General features: G+C 43.8%; 16 protein-coding genes and 2 pseudogenes. 16 read left to right on the top strand and 2 right to left on the bottom strand.

Annotated elements, in window-relative coordinates; genetic code table 11:
• Positions 1–27: 27 nt before the first annotated feature.
• From NXM86_RS08160 to nfsA, 6 genes are all read left to right on the top strand, one after another.
• Positions 28–861: a pirin family protein gene (locus NXM86_RS08160; protein WP_081189310.1), complete on the top strand. Its 834-nt coding sequence runs from the start codon at positions 28–30 to the stop codon at positions 859–861.
• 269 nt (positions 862–1,130) lie between these two features.
• A complete protein-coding gene (locus NXM86_RS08165; protein ID WP_171699170.1) occupies positions 1,131–1,304 on the top strand; it encodes a hypothetical protein in 174 nt (57 codons plus the stop codon).
• A gap of 586 nt (positions 1,305–1,890) precedes the next feature.
• Entirely contained in the window at positions 1,891–2,745 is an 855-nt protein-coding gene (locus NXM86_RS08170) for an MBL fold metallo-hydrolase (protein ID WP_062754686.1), read from the top strand.
• 143 nt (positions 2,746–2,888) lie between these two features.
• Positions 2,889–3,161, top strand: a complete 273-nt coding sequence (locus NXM86_RS08175; RefSeq protein WP_211278827.1) for an autorepressor SdpR family transcription factor — start codon at positions 2,889–2,891, stop codon at positions 3,159–3,161.
• Positions 3,158–3,796 (top strand): SdpI family protein, encoded by a 639-nt coding sequence (locus NXM86_RS08180; protein WP_062678603.1) that lies wholly within the window; start codon positions 3,158–3,160, stop codon positions 3,794–3,796. Before NXM86_RS08175 ends, NXM86_RS08180 begins: the two co-directional genes overlap by 4 nt.
• Positions 3,797–3,874: 78 nt before the next feature.
• Positions 3,875–4,624: an oxygen-insensitive NADPH nitroreductase gene (gene nfsA, locus NXM86_RS08185; RefSeq protein WP_062678602.1), complete on the top strand. Its 750-nt coding sequence runs from the start codon at positions 3,875–3,877 to the stop codon at positions 4,622–4,624.
• A gap of 310 nt (positions 4,625–4,934) precedes the next feature.
• Here the strand turns inward: nfsA and NXM86_RS08190 are convergent.
• Positions 4,935–5,150 (bottom strand): annotated as a pseudogene (locus tag NXM86_RS08190) (polysaccharide deacetylase family protein); the annotation flags it as partial.
• Between the two features lie 707 nt (positions 5,151–5,857).
• Here NXM86_RS08190 and NXM86_RS08195 point away from each other — a divergent pair.
• The 4 genes and pseudogenes from NXM86_RS08195 to NXM86_RS08210 all read left to right on the top strand — a co-directional run.
• Positions 5,858–6,169 (top strand): metal-sensing transcriptional repressor, encoded by a 312-nt coding sequence (locus tag NXM86_RS08195; protein ID WP_498958885.1) that lies wholly within the window; start codon positions 5,858–5,860, stop codon positions 6,167–6,169.
• 13 nt (positions 6,170–6,182) lie between these two features.
• Positions 6,183–8,576 carry a heavy metal translocating P-type ATPase gene (locus NXM86_RS08200; RefSeq protein WP_498958886.1) on the top strand — a complete coding sequence of 798 codons (2,394 nt, stop codon included), beginning with the start codon at positions 6,183–6,185 and terminating at the stop codon, positions 8,574–8,576.
• Positions 8,577–8,597: 21 nt separating this feature from the next.
• Positions 8,598–8,801 carry a copper chaperone CopZ gene (gene copZ / locus NXM86_RS08205; RefSeq protein ID WP_015863983.1) on the top strand — a complete coding sequence of 68 codons (204 nt, stop codon included), beginning with the start codon at positions 8,598–8,600 and terminating at the stop codon, positions 8,799–8,801.
• 380 nt (positions 8,802–9,181) lie between these two features.
• A pseudogene (locus NXM86_RS08210) lies at positions 9,182–9,349 on the top strand (IS256 family transposase); the annotation flags it as partial.
• 585 nt (positions 9,350–9,934) lie between these two features.
• On the opposite strand, the gene NXM86_RS08215 reads toward NXM86_RS08210, so the two are convergent.
• A complete protein-coding gene (locus NXM86_RS08215) occupies positions 9,935–11,356 on the bottom strand; it encodes an amino acid permease (protein ID WP_171699168.1) in 1,422 nt (473 codons plus the stop codon).
• Positions 11,357–11,763: 407 nt separating this feature from the next.
• Between NXM86_RS08215 and NXM86_RS08220 the strand changes: the two genes are divergently transcribed.
• The 6 genes from NXM86_RS08220 (at position 11,764) to NXM86_RS08245 (ending at position 15,737) form a co-directional block, all read left to right on the top strand.
• Positions 11,764–11,898: a hypothetical protein gene (locus tag NXM86_RS08220; RefSeq protein ID WP_281255489.1), complete on the top strand. Its 135-nt coding sequence runs from the start codon at positions 11,764–11,766 to the stop codon at positions 11,896–11,898.
• 45 nt (positions 11,899–11,943) lie between these two features.
• On the top strand, positions 11,944–12,696 hold the full coding sequence (locus tag NXM86_RS08225) for an NAD-dependent protein deacylase (RefSeq protein WP_081189784.1): 753 nt from the start codon (positions 11,944–11,946) through the stop codon (positions 12,694–12,696).
• 189 nt (positions 12,697–12,885) lie between these two features.
• Entirely contained in the window at positions 12,886–14,064 is a 1,179-nt protein-coding gene (locus NXM86_RS08230; RefSeq protein WP_498958887.1) for an acyl-CoA dehydrogenase family protein, read from the top strand.
• Between the two features lie 38 nt (positions 14,065–14,102).
• Positions 14,103–14,867: a beta-ketoacyl-ACP reductase gene (locus NXM86_RS08235; RefSeq protein WP_498958888.1), complete on the top strand. Its 765-nt coding sequence runs from the start codon at positions 14,103–14,105 to the stop codon at positions 14,865–14,867.
• Positions 14,868–14,889: 22 nt separating this feature from the next.
• The gene (locus NXM86_RS08240; protein WP_309218151.1) at positions 14,890–15,339 is read left to right on the top strand and encodes a MaoC family dehydratase N-terminal domain-containing protein; all 450 of its coding nucleotides are present in this window, start codon (positions 14,890–14,892) and stop codon (positions 15,337–15,339) included.
• On the top strand, positions 15,336–15,737 hold the full coding sequence (locus NXM86_RS08245) for a MaoC family dehydratase (RefSeq protein ID WP_015863965.1): 402 nt from the start codon (positions 15,336–15,338) through the stop codon (positions 15,735–15,737). The genes NXM86_RS08240 and NXM86_RS08245 overlap by 4 nt, the downstream gene beginning before the upstream one ends.
• Positions 15,738–15,809 lie beyond the last annotated feature (72 nt).

Consider the following 15,809-nt stretch of genomic DNA (forward strand, 5'->3'; position numbering starts at 1 on the left):
TAAAGATCATAAGGAGGAAACACATAGATGTCAGCACAGCGTCGCATCCGCCGTGTAAAAACGGTACAAATAGAGACAAATAGCCCGATTCATCGAAGCGGGCCGGTGCTAGAGCCGGGAAATTGGGAAGAATACGATCCGTTTTTGATGCTAATGGAGGATATTTTCCAACGCGGGACGTTTGACTTTCATCCGCATCGCGGCATTGAAACGGTGACGTACGTGATTGACGGTCAGTTGGAACATTTTGATAGCAAAGCCGGCCACGGAACGCTTGGTCCCGGTGATGTGCAGTGGATGACGGCAGGACGAGGGGTGATCCATAAAGAAGATCCGGCGCCAGGCTCGACCGTGCACAGTTTGCAGCTATGGATTAATTTGCCGAGCGCAAAAAAAATGACAGAGCCGCGTTATCAAAATTTAAAAGCAAGCGATATGCCTGTCCGGCGTGAAGAGGGAGCAATCATCCGCGTATTTTCCGGGTCATCGAAAGGAGTAAAAGCCCCGACACTCAACCATGTTCCGGTTACGATGGTGGAAATGGTGCTCGAACCAGGAGCGAGTATCGTGCAAGATTTGCCAGGAAGCTACAACGGCTTTCTGTACATTTTAGAAGGTAGCGGAACATTCGGCGCCGATGCCACGGAAGGAAAAGCGGGGCAAGTATTATTTTTAAGCCGCGTTGAAAACGAGACAGAAAGCGAAATCACTGTCACCGCCAAAGAAAAACTGCGCCTCCTCCTTTATGCCGGTGAGCCAATTAACGAGCCGGTTGTCGCTTACGGACCGTTTGTGATGAATACGCAGGAAGAAATCCGCCAGGCGATCCGTGATTATCAAGAAGGAAAATTCGTTGAATAACTATAAAAAAGCGTTCCGATATGGAGCGCTTTTATTGTTGATTTTCTTATTCAACTATCCCGTAAATTAGTATTTTCATCATTTGTTAGTGCTGTAAGCACGACACGAAGGTCTATCCTAAAAATTAATATTTTTCTGATGGTGCCGCAAAGCGATCCATGGACAGCTACAGGTAGGTTAGATGAACAAGCAATACTTAGTTTTGTATATAATCTGAAAGCCGAGTTACATATTTAGTGTTAAAATTATACTAAAGGTGGTGACGGGGAATGGTATGGTTGATGATTCTAATTCTTGGGGTTTTCACATTAGCTTTATTTATTGACTGGAGACGCAAGAAAAACAACAATAACCCTCATGTAATAACCAATCCGAACGCTAAGCCAGGGGACGATTCAAACTATATGATGGGAGATAATAAATACACAAATGGTGGAGGTTAGTAACTGAGTTCCAATTAAGGAATGGTTTTTATTAATAAACGAGTTTGATAGTCGAACAAAAAGACCGATTTATTTTGTTTTTTTGCTGTAGGCTAAAAATCAACATTGAAATTCAACAGAGCCTATGGTAAAAATATATTAAAAATTTATATTATTCATACTATTTAAGAAGGAATTGGTTGCAAAACGTTCCATTATATTTCGCCTGGGGGATATGATTGACCCTTTAGGTATTCTTTTTTCTTGCGTTGTTTTCCGTTATTACGACAACGATGGCAGCGATACGATGGGGCATTCTCATTGGTCTTTTGTTATCGCTTGTGCCGGCTTAGTTCAGCCGACAAGGGAAAGCGAAATAATGGCTGGTCACCTTAATTGTCGCCAGCGGTTTGTTGTATGCGCTAGTAGTTGAATTGCCTAGATATGTATTTCAAGGGCTAGGAGAAAAATGGGTTGGAAAAAGAGGTTTGCGACGAATAAAAGAGCAACGGTTCATCATAACATCGGTGAGCAAACGTATCACATTTTGTTAGACGGAGACAAATACGGTGTTGTTTCTGAATAATGACAGAAGCGAGGGAAGGATATGAAAATTGAATTTTTAGGAACAGGCGGAGCGGTGACGATTCCGCGTCCGCTTTGCCAATGCCGCGTATGCGTTGAGGCGCGCGTGAAAGGAATCCCTTACAGCCGCAGCGGTCCAAGCCTGTTTGTGCACGGTCCGGACGTCTTAATCGATACGCCGGAAGATATTTATATGCAGATGAATCGTTCTAAAATTAAACAAATCAACGCGGTGTTTTACTCGCATTGGCATCCTGATCACGTGATGGGCAGGCGGGTGCTGGAGTCCATCAATGCCGATTTTCGGAATTATCCTCCTGCTTCCACGACGACGGATGTCTACTTGCCGCAGCAGGTCGCCATCGATTTTCAGCACCGCCTCGGCAGCGGCGAACATCTCTCTTTCCTCGAAAAGATGAAATACATCCGCCTTCATACGCTGCAAGATGGGGATAGCGTATTGATGGAAGGAGTGGAGATTCGCCCGTTCCGCTTAGCCGAAGACTACGTGTATGCGTTTTTATTTTCAGAAGGGGAGAAGCGGGTGCTGATTGCGATGGATGAGCTGAATAATTGGGATCCCCCGCGGGAAGTACAGGAAGTAGATGTTGCGGTTTTACCGATCGGCATTTTTGAGCTTCATCCGCTGACAGGGGAACGGCTGCTGCCTGAACATCACCCTATATTGAAAATAGAAGCAACATTTGCAGAAACATTGAATATTATTCACAAATTAAAGGCGAAGAAAACTATATTGACTCATGTCGAAGAAATGAACAGATTAGGCTTTGATGATCTCAAAGAAATAGAAAAACAGTTGCAAAAACAAGGGCTGTCCATCGAAATCGCCTATGATACGATGATGGTAGAAGTATAGTTTTTCGTTGATGGAGAGGACACATGGTGTTCTCTTTTTGTTTTCTCAGGTTATTAACAGAAAACTGAATATTTTATATAATGTAATTAAATAATTAGATAATTTTCTAAATAACAAAATAAGCACGGTGAACGTATATGAAAATGAACCTTGTTTATAAAGCGCTAGCCGATCCGACGAGAAGAGACATTCTCAACCTGTTAAGGAACAAGGACTTAACAGCAGGGGAAATCGCCGATCATTTCCGCATTTCCAAACCGAGCATTTCCCATCATCTAAATTTGTTAAAGCAGGCGGATTTAGTGCACGCTGAAAAAGACGGGCAGTACATCTATTACTCCATCAACACGACGGTGTTGCAAGATGTACTTGCTTGGCTTTTATCTTTGCAAGAAGGAAAGGGGAAGAGGGAATGAAAAAGCATTGGTATTTTTTCTTGCTGATCATCATCAATATTGGAATCTCAGCATGGGCGTACCCACAATTGCCTGACCAGGTTCCAACGCATTGGAACTTCTCGGGGGAAGTGGACGGCTATTCATCAAAGCTTTTTGCCGTTTTATTTGGACCGATTTTGTTGACAGGGATTTATGGGATATTGTTTGGGGTGTCGAAAATCGATCCGCGCAAAGAGAATTATGAAAAGTTCGCGGGAGCGTACCGCGTTTTCATGTATACTTTTCTAACGTTTTTAACCGTCATGCATATTTCTATCATCTTTAGCGGCCTTGGCTACCATGTCAACATGGTTTTGATTGCCAATATAGGATTAGGTCTGCTTTTTGTGGTTCTCGGAAATTATATGCCAAAAATCAAAGCGAATTATTTCATCGGCATTCGCACGCCGTGGACGCTGGCGAACGAGACCGTTTGGGCGCGGACGCACCGGTTTGGCGGCAAAGTGTTTTTCATCGGGGGAGGGATGCTCATCGTTTCCGCTTTTATGCCTTCATCGATTCGCGGCTTTCTTCTCATTTCATCCATTGCCTTTATCGCGGTTGTGCCAATTGTGTATTCTTATTTCGCGTATAAAAAAGTAACGCAGATATAGAGACGAGTGTCAATCATTTTTGATTTTGATATGATAGAATACAAAGCTATTCAATCTATTGTATAGGAGGCATTTACTGTGAATTCAGTCATCGAAACAATTTTGCGGCACCGTTCGATTCGGAAATTTGAAGACCGTCCGTTATCGGATGAGCAAATTCGCACGATCGTCGAGTGCGCGCAAGCGGCATCGACATCAAGTTACGTACAAGCTTATTCCATCATTGGGGTGAAAGATAAAGAAACGAAACGGAAGCTTGCCCAAATCGCGGGAAATCAGTCTTATGTTGAGCACAATGGCCATTTCTTCGTGTTTTGCGCCGATTTTCACCGTCATGAAGTGATTGGCGAAATGGAACAGAAAGAGGTGCTGCCATCACTTGAGAGCACGGAAAAATTTATGGTCGCGCTCATTGATGCAGCACTTGCCGCGCAAAATGCGGTGATTGCCGCGGAGTCGATGGGGCTTGGCATTTGCTATATCGGCGGATTGCGCAACAATTTGCCGGAAGTATGCAAATTATTAAAAGTGCCGAAACGGGTCATTCCGCTCTTCGGGCTTGCCGTCGGCTACCCGGCACAGCAGCCTGATAAAAAACCGCGTTTGCCGTTTGAACACGTATATCACGAAGAAACGTATGAACAAGACCGCACCAAATTCGAAGCACAGCTGAAACAATATAACGATATCGTTTCCGCGTATTACGAACGGCGGACAAAGGGCAAACGCCGCGATACATGGACCGGGCAAATGGCGAACATGCTCAGTAACCCTGTCCGTATGTATATGAAAGAATTCATAGAAGGAAAAGGGTTTAATCTACGTTAATCTCGCTTCAAAACGAAACGGGATTTTTTTACGTTGATCCGCCACATTTTGACCACGCTTTTTTCTGTAGGGGTTTGGCGAATTTTTGAGCTACTTGTTCTTGCATGTCTGGCGTGACGGGAGAATAAACGCCTAACGTCATCGAAGCAGGGGAATGTCCTAGGCGTTCGCTGACCACTTTCACGTTGGAGAGGGCTTTTTGAAATGGTTGAAAATTAAAAATGAAATAAAAAATGGAGTGCAAACTGGTAACAGTTTGGCCACTCCATTTTTGTTGTTAAATTAAGCTTTTAAAGCAAATTCCTATTCATTACTTATTCTGTAACTTCTGCAGTTCATTAACCGTGACAAATTTATAACCTTTTTTTGATAAAGAATCTAAAATCCCTTCAATGGTTTTTAGTTCGTTGCCAGTATTGTCATACATTGGATGCAACAAAATGATGGATCCTGGTTTTACATTTTTGTTTACATAGTTTATTTTGTCAGAAACCGAAGAATAATAGGTGTCGGGTTCAAGGCTCCAAACGCTACTACTTTTTGGTTTGTATCTATGTATCTATGTGACTCGTTAATCCTCCAAATAACTGGTATGTTCTTGAGTTCATTAATTTATATGTACCGAATAAAAAAAGTAATATTGTTAGCGAAATTATCCCAGATGTGGCTATTCTTTTTTTCATCATTTGTCTCCTCTCTATCTGAATCATTTTTCTTGGTGCATTTTATCAACGAATATTCTTGAAAGCAAGTGAAACAATTATGGTGCTTCCGTGGAGAAAAGAATTAATTTCTATCATCTGTGGTGAAGCTCGCTTCATGGGTGGCTAACGGGGGGGAAATCCATGTCCCTTAGTCTTGACAGTGATTCATCAGCTTGTCGGATTTGTCGGCAAGCTGAAGCGGGATTGCTCCCGTTTTTTGTTTGAAGGTGATGACATTGGCTTGACTACACGGCGACATTTTGACCATGTTGCATTTATCGACACTAAAATGCGGTCGGAATGGTAATGGCTTGCTATATTATTTTTAGCTAACGGACGTATATGTATGTGAAAACTCGTAAAAAGGAAAAACCATGCAATTGTTCGCAATGCACCCCGGATTATCAATGACAAGCGGTTCATTTTTGCATTACAGCGAAGCAGCTAAGAAAAAATTAAATCATTCTAATTGCGATTCATACCCCTTACCGGTATAATGTATATAGAACAATGGAATGAGGTGAAATTCATGAATCATCGTGAAGAGAATCAGCCCAATCCAAAAATGGTTCCGCGGACGAAAGAGGAAATTGAAAACATTATCAAACGTCTAAAACGCATTGAAGGACAAGTGCGCGGCGTGCAAAAAATGGTTGAAGACAATCGCTATTGCATCGATATTTTAATCCAAATTTCCGCAATTGAAGCGGCGCTTCATAAAGTCGGATTGAATTTGCTAGAGCGGCACGTTCGTCATTGCGTCGCCAAGGCGATTCGCGAAGGCAACGGTGACGAATCGATACAAGAATTAATGACCGTTATCCAGCAGTTTTCGAAATAGAGGAGGAAGCACCATGGGTGAGAAAAAGCATGTGACGTTGCATATTACCGGCATGACGTGCGCCGCCTGCTCGAGCCGCATCGAGAAAGCACTAAATAAAATGGACGGAGTCGAGGCGAACGTCAATTTAGCAATGGAAAAAGCAACGATCGATTATGACCCAACGAAACAAAGCATTCACGATATTCAAGAAAAAATCGAAAAACTTGGGTATGGCGTGGCGACCGAAAAGGTGATGCTGGATATTGAAGGGATGACGTGCGCTGCTTGCGCGGCGCGAATTGAAAAAGGTTTGCGGCGCATGGAAGGCGTGGAAAGCGCTACGGTCAACTTAGCAACAAACAGCGCGGTGGTGGAGTATAAGGAAGGCATCACATCGGTCGAAGCGATATTAGAAAAAATAAAAAAACTTGGCTATAAAGGACAAGTGCGGAAGGAAGAAGAGAGCGCGGGCTTCAAAGAAGAACAGTTGAAACAAAAACAGCGGCAGCTTATGATTTCGATTATTTTATCGCTTCCGCTTCTATATACGATGATTGCGCATCTTCCGTTTGATCTTGGTCTGCCGATGCCCGCTTGGCTGATGAATCCGTGGGTGCAGCTTCTGTTAGCGACACCTGTCCAGTTTTATATCGGCGGTCCTTTCTATGTCGGCGCGTATCGCGCGCTAAGGAACAAGAGCGCGAACATGGACGTCCTTGTCGCGCTTGGCACGTCTGCGGCTTACTTTTACAGCTTGGTGGAAGCGGCCAAAACGATTGGAAGCCCTCACTATATGCCAAATTTATATTTTGAAACAAGCGCGGTGCTTATCACGCTTGTGCTTGTCGGCAAATACTTCGAAGCGCGGGCAAAAGGGCGGACGACCGAAGCGATTTCGAAGCTGTTAAGTTTGCAGGCAAAAGAAGCGCTCGTGCTTCGCGACGGCAAAGAATTGAAAGTTCCGCTTGAACAAGTGGCAGTCGGTGACACGATTATCGTCAAACCAGGCGAAAAAATACCGGTAGACGGTATCGTAATTGCGGGAGCGTCCGCTGTCGATGAGTCGATGATTACGGGGGAATCGATTCCGGTTGATAAAAAAGAAGGCGACCGCGTCATTGGCGCAACGATCAACACGACAGGCACTCTTACGATTCGGGCGGAAAAGGTTGGAAAGGACACAGCCTTAGCGAATATCGTGAAAATCGTCGAAGAAGCTCAAGGTTCGAAAGCGCCGATTCAACGGATGGCCGATGTTATCTCGGGAATTTTTGTGCCGATTGTTGTTGGTATTGCTGTGTTGGCGTTTATTGTCTGGTACTTTTTTGTTGCACCGGGCGATTTGCCAAAAGCGTTGGAAGTGGCGATTAGCGTGCTTGTCATCGCTTGTCCGTGCGCTCTCGGTCTTGCTACGCCGACATCGATCATGGTCGGCACCGGAAAAGGAGCGGAACACGGCATCCTCTTTAAAGGGGGTGAGTACTTAGAAGAAACGCATAAAATCAACGCGGTGCTATTAGATAAAACAGGAACGGTGACAAAAGGAAAGCCACAAGTGACGGATGTCCTTGAATTTCAAGAAGGAATGCTTAATTTTGCGGTGTCGGCGGAAAGCGCTTCGGAACATCCGCTCGCGCAGGCGATTTTCGAATACGGCAAACAGCAACAAATTGCTGTGAAGCCGCTTGAGCACTTCGCGGCGCTTGTGGGTCACGGTATTGAAGCGAAAATCGATGGCAAACGTGTTCTCGTTGGAACGAGAAAACTAATGAAAGAAAACAACATCGACATTTCTCGACATGAAGAAAAAATGATACAATTAGAAATAAAAGGAAAAACAGCGATGTTCGTGGCCATTGATGGACAGCTTGCCGGCATCATCGCCGTTGCTGATGCGATCAAAGAAAATGCCAAAGAGGCGATTCAAGCATTAAAACAAATGGGGCTTGACGTCTACATGGTCACAGGCGACAATGAACGGACGGCAAAAGCGATTGCCAAACAAGCGGGAATCGACCAGGTATACGCCGAAGTGCTTCCGGAGGACAAAGCAAACATTGTCGAAACACTGCAGCGTGAAGGCAAACGGGTGGCGATGGTCGGCGATGGCATTAACGACGCTCCGGCGTTGGCGAAAGCTGATATCGGTATGGCAATCGGCACGGGAACGGATGTCGCCATCGAAACGGCCGATGTCACATTAGTTGGCGGCGATTTATCGCATATTCCAAAAGCGATCGAGCTTAGCCGTAAAACGATGACAAATATTCGGCAAAACTTGTTTTGGGCGCTGTTTTACAATACGATCGGCATCCCGGTTGCCGCCGCTGGACTGTTGGAACCTTGGATCGCCGGAGCGGCGATGGCGTTTAGCTCCGTATCGGTAGTAACGAACGCACTTCGCTTGAAGCGAGTGAAACTATAAAAACATAAGGAGGAATACATCATGACAACAACATTACAAGTACAAGGAATGACATGCAACCATTGCAAAATGGCGGTCACAAACGCTCTTCAAGAGTTAGAAGGAGTCAACCGCGTCGAAGTGCATTTGGAAAAAGGCACGGTCGATGTCGATTTCGATGAAACGAAAGTCAGCATTGCCCAATTGAAAGAAGCTGTTGAAGAACAAGGTTATGATGTGGAATAAACGAAGGCCTCCCTTTTTCAAGGGGAGGCCATGATTTTTTTCCAAAAATTGTTTTCTTGTCGAAAGGAGTAGAGCCAAATAGTTCGAATCCATTTTTTGGTGATCATTTTCTTACAAAAACATCATGAGAAAGGATGACAATATCTTCTTGTCAAAATGCACAAGAGTTGCCATCGCATTTTCACTGATTTGACAGATTACAGCGTTGGCATATGTGAAGCAATATGTAGCTGAAGTGGCTTGCTGTATGGTTTTCTTGTGCGCAATCGCGTTGTGATGATGTATAAAAGTTTGTGTAAAGCATTTTGCTAGACCAAAAGAAAAAAGGTAGGGTATTCTCTGATTGGACCAAAAATCTTAGAGAAAGGAGTACCCTACCTATGTCTAAAAGAAGTATACCAAATGTCGACTGGGCAAATCAACTGGAAAATGCCATTCGTCAGTTTGTAAAAGAAAAATTAGAACTGATTATGCGGGAAGAAATCAAACATTTCCTCGAAATCGAACAGGCTGGAACGCCGAATAGGAGAAGCGGCTGCTATCTCCGTTGTGTTCGGAAAAAAGACCAATTCGAAATGGCGGAGGATCTGAAACTCATTTATCGTTCTCCGAATAAAGAAATCGCATTGGAGATGTTTCAACAGTTTAATGCAATTGCGATGGGGATGTTTGCTTATGACAAATACAGCGAAAATCAGATAGGTTATAGCATTACTTTTACAGTCTTATTTGTATTTTTTGTTTCCTTAACCATTTACGGATTGGCTAGGAATAGTAATATTGACCGAATAAAAAATAAAGGGAATTGTGCTTGAACTATGGTAAAGTTTACCTTTTTGCAAGATGAGAGAAGCATTTTCTTACCAGCCAATGCAGATTTTGTGGTAAAGGAGCTGAAGGAAATTCCGAACATCATCGAAACGCTTCAGCAACAATAAAGGGAGAGAAGAAACGAATACAATTTGTTTGGGAGAAAGTAACGTTATTGTTCGAGAAATTTGTATAGCCGATTCTTTGGAATTATATTGAAGAAGCCGATCCTGAGTGGAAAAAGTGAGGATAATCCAACGATAGAATAGTGCGGGTGGAAAGAAAATAGAAGCAAAAGGGACCAGCGATTTTCGTTGGTCCCTTTACGCGCCTTTTAATTCCGCCGGTTTGTGATCGAGCGATTTTGGTTTCATGATGAATGGATATAATACCAACCCGGCGACAAATAAGCCGATTCCTAAGAAAAACGTGTACCAGTCAGCCGTTCCGGTTTTAATGACCCAAATCGAGTACACTAGTGCCGCTGTTGTAATGATGCCGTCTCGGATGCGAATGTGTTTCGCGTTTTCATATGTTTCTCCCGTTATAATTAATTTCAGCTGATATAAAGCGGAAACGAGATACGGAACTAAATAGGCGAGCGTCGCGACGACAATCGCGAAATTGTACGCTTCGTTCACCGTTCCCGATATGGTCGAAAATAGAAAAATTTGCGTCATGAAATTCGTAATGAACAAAGAACGAACAGGGCTGCTGTTTCGGTTCGTTTTCGCAAAGAAAGTAGGGAACAATCCTTCTTTTGCCGCTTGATAAGGCACTTCTGAGCTGACGACAATCCAGCCGATCGTTGAGCCGAACAACGAAATGAGCGCCAAAATTGCCATGATGTAGGCACCGTTGCTGCCGATGACAGCGTATAGCGCATCTACGAGCGGTTTTTGCGATTGCTGGAGCTGTTCTTGTGAAAGAGCCCCCATCGTTAACAGTGTGATTCCCATATAAATAAGCACAGAAATAAGTAATCCAAGCAATGTCGCTTTTTTCACATCTTTTTGCGACTTCGCGCGGTTGGAAAGCATAACGGCCGATTCGATGCCGATAAATGCCCATAGCATCGTAATCGCCGCTCCGTTTATTTGGCCTGGAACGGACACCGCTTGCCCTTTTTCATTCGTGAATGCAAACCCGCCACCTAAATTAGCGGCGTTAAACACCCAAACGGTCGCGATAATATAAAGAAGAAATCCGATGACTTTCGCTCCCGTCGTCAAAATGTTAATGCTTCCTGCGCGTTGAAAATCGCGGGTAAGAATCCATTGAATTCCCCATAACACGATCGTGCAAACCGCAAAAGTGAGCGCTTTTCCTGTCTCTAATTGAAACGTTCCGATCGTAAGTAAGACGTGTTTGCTTTGCATAATCGGGAAAAACGTGCTTAAATAGCCGGCAAACGAAATAATGACAGACGCGGTTGCCGCCCAGTTCGCGGCCCAATATCCCCACGCCATGCTGTAGCCTGCTACCGTTCCCGCTTTCGGAGAGGAAAACATTGCTTGCGCGTAGCTTTGTGGTCCTGCTTTCAGTTCTGGCTTTCTTGTCACTAAGCTACCGAACACGAGTGCAATCGTTAAAACTCCCAATCCGGTTGCCATCCAGGCAAGAGCGGATCCCATCGGGCTTGCGACTTGCGCTAGACTTGCCGGAATCATAAATATGCCACCGCCAATCATATTTCCGACGACAAAGGCGGTTAAAATCCATAGTCCCCATTTTTTTGTTGACATCGTATAATCCCCCTTATATGCAAGGTCTGATGTGAATCTATGATTCATCCTAATTTTGTTTACTTATTCATCATATACTATTATTTTAATTTGGTAAAGTGATAATATGGTAAAGTAAAAAAGTTGATAAATTGCGAATAATGCCTATTTTCTTAGGACAATTTATCCAATGAGATTTATTAGATTTTTCGCTTTTTTCATGACTCTATTATTTCTCTTATCGTTTCTATTATTGTTTTCATGAAAAAAAGCATAAAATGAACTCAGAAAAGTCCCCGCTTTTTGGGGGCTTTTTTATTGAGGCACCGACAGAAGAAAATAGTATATTGCTTGTGGAAAGAAAAATCGGGAGTACAATACTTATTGTGAGGCATTGCGTTTTAACCTCTAAACGAAGGGGACAGGAGATGAATCAGGAATTTTTGATTCATAAAAACGAAAATATGTTTAGAAGACTTCCGATGCAGCATCAAGTAGAAGGCGGCAGCCTTTTCTATGCAGAATCTTCTTCGATGGAGATGGTAAGAAACTCCCATCTCTAAATAAAATGGTGGCGGGAGAGTTTGATTCAGGAAAGGAGAGAGAGCATGGACGCTATCAAAGAGTTCGCACAAATGATCAATAGTGCTGACAAGATTACTGTTTTAACCGGAGCGGGAATGAGCACCGAATCGGGAATTCCAGATTTTCGAAGCGAAAACGGTATTTATGCTCAAGAGGGAAACGTCGAGCATTATATTTCTGAATATTATTTTGAAACACATCCTGTCGATTTCTGGCATAAATTTAAACGCATTTTTTCATTAAAGTTAATGGGAAATTTTGCGCCAAATCAAGGCCATCTCTTTTTGAAACAATTAGAAGACATGGGGAAAAAGGTGACGATTTTGACGCAAAATATTGACGGACTGCACAAAAAAGCAGGCAGTTCGCGCGTCATTGAATTACACGGCACGCTGCAAACAGCAACATGCCCGAAATGCCAAACAAAGTATGATTTAGCGTTCGTTAATAGCCATGATGTACCGCGGTGTGAGCAGGAAACATGCAATGAAATTTTAAAACCGGATGTTGTTTTGTTTGGAGGAATGGTTCATCGGTTCGAAGAGGCGCTCGAAGCTGCATATGATAGTGATTTGTTGATTGCGATGGGAACAAGCCTTGAAGTAACACCTGTCAACCAAATCCCGTTTTATGTATCCACAGAATCTCCTCGTGCTCATAAAGTTATCATTAACAAAACACCGACGAGAATGGATTATTTATTTGACATTGTTATTCATGCAGGAATCGGAGAGACAGTTGCCAAAGTGCAGCAATATATCGCGGATGCTCGTTGAACATTGGTTCAACTGCATCTGCTTATTTTATCACCTTCTTGGTAAGAAATTATTTTTTAAATCCAAAATATATTGTATTTTTTAAAATTTTAGAATATAATAACATTAACATACCAACTGGTTAGTATAATTTCCGGCAATACGTATATGCATGAATATGGAAATTCAGATAAAAATGGAGGGGACAAGATGCATTTGCGCCTTAGTGATGAACAACGGATGGTGCAAAAGGCCATTCGCAAATTTGTCGAAAAAGAATTAATGCCGTTAGAAAATGAAGTGTTGCGAAATGAACGGGAAGGAAAGCCGGGGCTTTCTGAGGAGAAATTGAAAGAATTGCAGTTAAAAGCAAAAGAAGCGGGTTTTTGGGGGATCAATACACCAGAGGAATACGGAGGCGCCAATCTTGGGCATGTGATGCAGGCGATTGTGACGATGGAAGTGTCGAAAACGTTTGTTCCATTCCGATTCGGGGGGGCAGCGGATAATATCCTCTATTATGCCAATGAAGAACAAAAGAAAAAATATTTAATTCCAACCATTAATGGCGAGAAAAAATCATGCTTTGCCATGACGGAACCGGGTGCGGGATCGGATACAAGAAACATTAAAATGACGGCGGTAAAAGACGGAAATGAATGGCTGCTAAACGGAGAAAAAATATTTATCACCGGCGGGAACGAAGCGGATTTTGTGATGGTGATCGCCATTACGGATAAAGAACGCCATCAAGCGACAAACGGCCGAGAAGGAGTTACTTGCTTTATCGTTGACCGCGAAATGGGCTGGCGCTCTGAACCAATACATACGATGGGACCATCGACACCAGCCAGTTTAATTTTTGAAAATGTGCGCGTTCCGGAAGAAAACATTTTAGGGGAGCTGCACGGGGGCTATAAACTCGGGCTCGAGTGGATCGGATATGCCCGCTGGATGGTCGGTGCGAGAGCGATTGGAGCAGCGGAACGGCTATTGCAAATGGCGATTGACTATGCGAAAGAACGCGTGACGTTTGGCAAGCCGATTGCGGAAAGACAAGCGATTCAATGGATGATCGCCGATTCGGCCGTCGAAATTGAAGCGGCGAAATGGCTTGTGCTAAACGCAGCGTTTACGCTCGACCAAGGAGAAGACAACCGCCATTTAGCATCGATGGCCAAATTGTTTGGCGCCAACATGGGCAACCGCGTCGTCGACCGCGTCCTGCAAATTCACGGCGGCATGGGCTATACGAAAGAAATGCCGATCGAGCTCTGGTACCGCGAGGCTAGACTTTGGCGCATTTATGATGGCACCGATGAAATTCAGCGCATGATTATTGCCAGAAACCTGCTTAAAGGGCATGTCAAATTGGGACAATTTCTATAAAAGTTGAAAGCGTTATCGAATAAAAGGGGGAAGCAATCATGAGTCAAAGATTTACAGGAAGAGTCGCATTCGTTACAGGAGGAAGCCGCGGAATCGGCAAGGCGATCGTTACGCGTTTTGCCGAGGAAGGAGCGAAAGTGGCGTTCATTGACTTAAATGAAGAAGCATTGCAGGCCACTGCAAGCGAATTGCGCGAAAAAGGCTATGAAGTATATGCAAAAGTCGCAAGCGTCACCGATCGCGAACAAGTCGAGGCGACGGTAAAAGAAATCGTTGGCCAATTTGGCTCGATTGATATTCTCGTTAATAATGCCGGAGTCATTCGCGATAACTTGTTGTTTAAAATGACGGATGAGGACTGGGACACGGTCATGGATGTCCATTTAAAAGGGGCGTTTTACTGCGCGCGCGCCGTCCAAAAATACATGGTTGAAAAACAGTACGGCCGCATTATTAATGTTTCTTCCACTTCCGCGCTTGGCAACCGCGGACAGGCGAACTATGCGGCGGCGAAAGCTGGAATTCAAGGATTTACAAAAACATTGGCGATTGAATTGGGTAAATTCGGCATTACAACAAACGCTGTCGCTCCTGGATTTATTGAAACCGATATGACAAAAGCAACGGCGGAAAGATTAGGCATTTCGTTTGAACAATTAATTCAGGCTAGCGTTGCAGCCATTCCGGTCGGACGAAGCGGCAAGCCGGAAGATGTCGCGCAGGCGGTGGCGTTCTTCGCCGATGAGAAATCTTCCTTTATTAACGGCCAAGTGCTATATGTAGCCGGAGGTCCAAAATGTTAACGGAATAAGGAGGAAACGATGCATGTTTGCCGAACATATCGGAAAATGCTCCAATAAAGTAAAAAACGTCGTCGAGCGGGGAGCGGTGAAAAAGTTTGCCGAAGCGATCGGCGATCCGCATCCGATTTACTGGGACGAGGAAACGGGAAAAAAATCGCGATATAAAACAAATATCGCTCCACCGACATTTCCAAGAGTGTTTGACTATGGCGTGATTGAAGGATTGAAGCTTCCAAGCAAAGGGCTTATTCACGGCGAGCAACGGTTTCATTATGAAAGGCCGCTTTATGTTGGCGAGGAATTGTATTGCTATTCAAAAGTGGAAGATTACTATGAAAAGAAAAGCAGCATGGGTGAGCTTGGATTTTTAGTCATCACGAATTACGGGGAAGACCCTTCCGGAAACGTTATTTTCACGTCCACATCGACAATTATTATTACAGAAGCAGTAAGAAAGGCGATGGTTGTATGACGAAAATCAGTGAATTGAAAGTAGGAGAGTCGTTGCCGGAGGTGAAGCTTTCGCCTGTTTCCCGCCTCGATCTCATTAAATATGCCGGTGCTTCCGGCGACTACAACCCGATTCATACGATTGACGAAGAGGCGAAAAAAGCGGGGCTGCCGGGCATTATCGCCCATGGAATGTGGACGATGGGCAATCTTGCCAAACTGTTTACCCCTTATTATGAAGAAGGATTTGTGCAAGACTATTCCGTTCGCTTTAAATCCATGGTGTTTTTAAATGATGTCGTCACGTTAAAAGCGATGGTGAAAGAAAAAGAGGATCACGCTTTGCGCTTTGATGTGGCGGCTATCAATCAAGACGGAAAAGAAGTCGTAAAGGGAGAAGTCGTGTTTTCTATCTATTAATTGGTTGCAACATCCATCCCGGTAACAATAAAACCCTTTTGTTACCGGGATTTTTATAAAAACGAATGGGAG

The sequence above is a fragment of the Geobacillus sp. CX412 genome, assembly GCF_027942335.1.
Classification (GTDB): Bacteria; Bacillota; Bacilli; order Bacillales; family Anoxybacillaceae; genus Parageobacillus_B; species Parageobacillus_B toebii.

Coding starts and splice junctions, on each gene's coding strand:
- NXM86_RS08160 (WP_081189310.1), top strand. CDS start 28: ATGTCAGCACAGCGTCGCATCCGCCGTGTAAAAACGGTACAAATAGAG.
- NXM86_RS08165 (WP_171699170.1), top strand. CDS start 1,131: ATGGTATGGTTGATGATTCTAATTCTTGGGGTTTTCACATTAGCTTTA.
- NXM86_RS08170 (WP_062754686.1), top strand. CDS start 1,891: ATGAAAATTGAATTTTTAGGAACAGGCGGAGCGGTGACGATTCCGCGT.
- NXM86_RS08175 (WP_211278827.1), top strand. CDS start 2,889: ATGAACCTTGTTTATAAAGCGCTAGCCGATCCGACGAGAAGAGACATT.
- NXM86_RS08180 (WP_062678603.1), top strand. CDS start 3,158: ATGAAAAAGCATTGGTATTTTTTCTTGCTGATCATCATCAATATTGGA.
- NXM86_RS08195 (WP_498958885.1), top strand. CDS start 5,858: ATGAATCATCGTGAAGAGAATCAGCCCAATCCAAAAATGGTTCCGCGG.
- NXM86_RS08200 (WP_498958886.1), top strand. CDS start 6,183: ATGGGTGAGAAAAAGCATGTGACGTTGCATATTACCGGCATGACGTGC.
- copZ (WP_015863983.1), top strand. CDS start 8,598: ATGACAACAACATTACAAGTACAAGGAATGACATGCAACCATTGCAAA.
- NXM86_RS08215 (WP_171699168.1), bottom strand. CDS start 11,356: ATGTCAACAAAAAAATGGGGACTATGGATTTTAACCGCCTTTGTCGTC.
- NXM86_RS08220 (WP_281255489.1), top strand. CDS start 11,764: ATGAATCAGGAATTTTTGATTCATAAAAACGAAAATATGTTTAGAAGA.
- NXM86_RS08225 (WP_081189784.1), top strand. CDS start 11,944: ATGGACGCTATCAAAGAGTTCGCACAAATGATCAATAGTGCTGACAAG.
- NXM86_RS08230 (WP_498958887.1), top strand. CDS start 12,886: ATGCATTTGCGCCTTAGTGATGAACAACGGATGGTGCAAAAGGCCATT.
- NXM86_RS08235 (WP_498958888.1), top strand. CDS start 14,103: ATGAGTCAAAGATTTACAGGAAGAGTCGCATTCGTTACAGGAGGAAGC.
- NXM86_RS08240 (WP_309218151.1), top strand. CDS start 14,890: ATGTTTGCCGAACATATCGGAAAATGCTCCAATAAAGTAAAAAACGTC.
- NXM86_RS08245 (WP_015863965.1), top strand. CDS start 15,336: ATGACGAAAATCAGTGAATTGAAAGTAGGAGAGTCGTTGCCGGAGGTG.